Origin of the sequence: Xenorhabdus beddingii (assembly GCF_002127545.1) — a bacterium.
GTDB classification, from domain to species: Bacteria; Pseudomonadota; Gammaproteobacteria; order Enterobacterales; family Enterobacteriaceae; genus Xenorhabdus; species Xenorhabdus beddingii.
Window position 1 is genome coordinate 1 of record NZ_MUBK01000091.1, and the last position, 1,916, is coordinate 1,916.

Consider the following 1,916-nt stretch of genomic DNA (forward strand, 5'->3'; position numbering starts at 1 on the left):
CCATGCGTCTGCGATCCCAGCATCCACCGGAGCACTTGCTGCATGTCTATGGCCCGACGGAAACCACCACGTTTGCCACGGCCTATGAAATCCCCGTGAGGGAAGATGAATGCGTTATTCCCATTGGTCGCCCGATCGCCAATACCCGGATCTATATTCTGGATGCTCAAGGCCGGCCTGTCCCTCCCGCTGTTGCCGGCGAAATCCATATCGCCGGTGCGGGGGTGGCGCGGGGTTACCTCAATCGCCCTGAACTGACGGCGCAGCGTTTCCTTACCGATCCGTTCTCACCGGAGCCGGATGCACGGATGTACAAAACCGGCGACCTCGGCCGCTGGCTGCCCGACGGCGATATTGAATACCTTGGCCGCAATGATTTTCAGGTCAAACTGCGCGGCTTCCGCATCGAGCCGGGCGAAATCGAGGCTCAACTTATGCGCTACCCCGGCGTGCGCGAAGCGGTGGTCATCGCCCGTGAAGACGAACCGAATCAGACACGCCTGGTTGCCTATCTGCGGCCACAGGAGGGCGTTGAACTGGTGCCGGCGGAATTGCGTCAGCAACTGGCACAGCACCTTGCCGACTATATGCTGCCCAGTGCCTTTATTACGCTGGCGTCTTTCCCGCTGACACCTAACGGTAAAATTGATCGTCAGGCCCTGCCCGCCCCCGATTTATCGGCGATGGTGTCCCGCCGCTATGAGGCACCGGTGGGCACGACAGAAATCACATTGGCTCAGATTTGGCAGGATCTGCTGGGGCTGGAACAGGTGGGTCGCCATGACCACTTCTTTGAACTCGGCGGGCATTCCCTGCTGGCGGTTCAGCTTATGGCACGCATTCGCCAGACGCTGGCACGGGAGCTGCCGTTGCAGCAACTCTTCGACCAGCCACTGCTGATGGATTTGGCCCAAGTATTGACGGATGCATCAACGACGACGCAGGCGGCAATCCCGCTGGCAGACCGTCATCAGCCATTGCCGTTGTCCTTTGCCCAGCAACGCCTGTGGTTCTTGGCGCAGCTCGATCCAAGGGCCAGTCTCGCCTACCACATCCCAGTGGTATTGCGCCTCATCGGGCAGCTCAATCACCGCGCCTTAGGCCGCGCGCTTGACCATTTGGTCGCACGGCAGGAGATCTTGCGTACCCGCTTTGTACTGGTCGCCGGCCAGCCTTACCAGCACATTGATCCCGCTGACACCGGCTTTGCCCTGTCTTACCACGATTTACGGCCATTGGCACCGGAGGCACGCTCTGAACGCATAACGGAGCTTGCCACTCTTGAGACACAAACGCCTTTTGACTTTACCCAAGGCCCGCTGATCCGGGGTCAACTGCTGCAACAAGCGGATGAAGAGCACGTATTGCTGCTCACTCAACACCATATCATTTCTGATGGCTGGTCCATCAGTGTGCTGATGAATGAAATGGGCGTTCTCTACCGTGCCGCCCTTGCGGATCAGGATGCCTCCTTACCGCCCTTGCCCATTCAGTACGCCGATTATGCGGTCTGGCAGCGGGGCGGACTGCAAGAGGCGGCCCTTATTGCCCAACGCGACTTCTGGTGCGATCAGCTCAAAGGTGCCCCGGCTTTACTGGAACTTCCGACCGATCGGCCGCGTCCGGCAGGGCAAACCTTTATCGGGGGGCGCGTCCCTCTCCATATCGATGCTGGCTTATTGGCTTCACTTAAAGGGCTCGGACAGCGCCATAACACCACCCTGTTCATGACCGTGCTGGCGGGCTGGAGTATCGTACTCGCCCGACTCAGTGGTCAGGATGATCTGGTGATCGGGACGCCGGTCGCCAACCGTCCACACCGTGAACTGGAGGGCCTGATCGGTTTCTTTGTCAATACCCTGGCCTTGCGCGTCCGCTGCCATGACGGTCTCAGTGTCGCGGATTTACTGGCGCAG

General features: G+C 59.6%; 1 protein-coding gene. It reads left to right on the forward strand.

All coding sequences use genetic code 11. The features are described 5' to 3' along the window. A partial coding sequence (locus Xbed_RS18495) for a condensation domain-containing protein (RefSeq protein ID WP_139837543.1) occupies nt 1–1,916 on the forward strand: 1,916 nt, incomplete at both ends.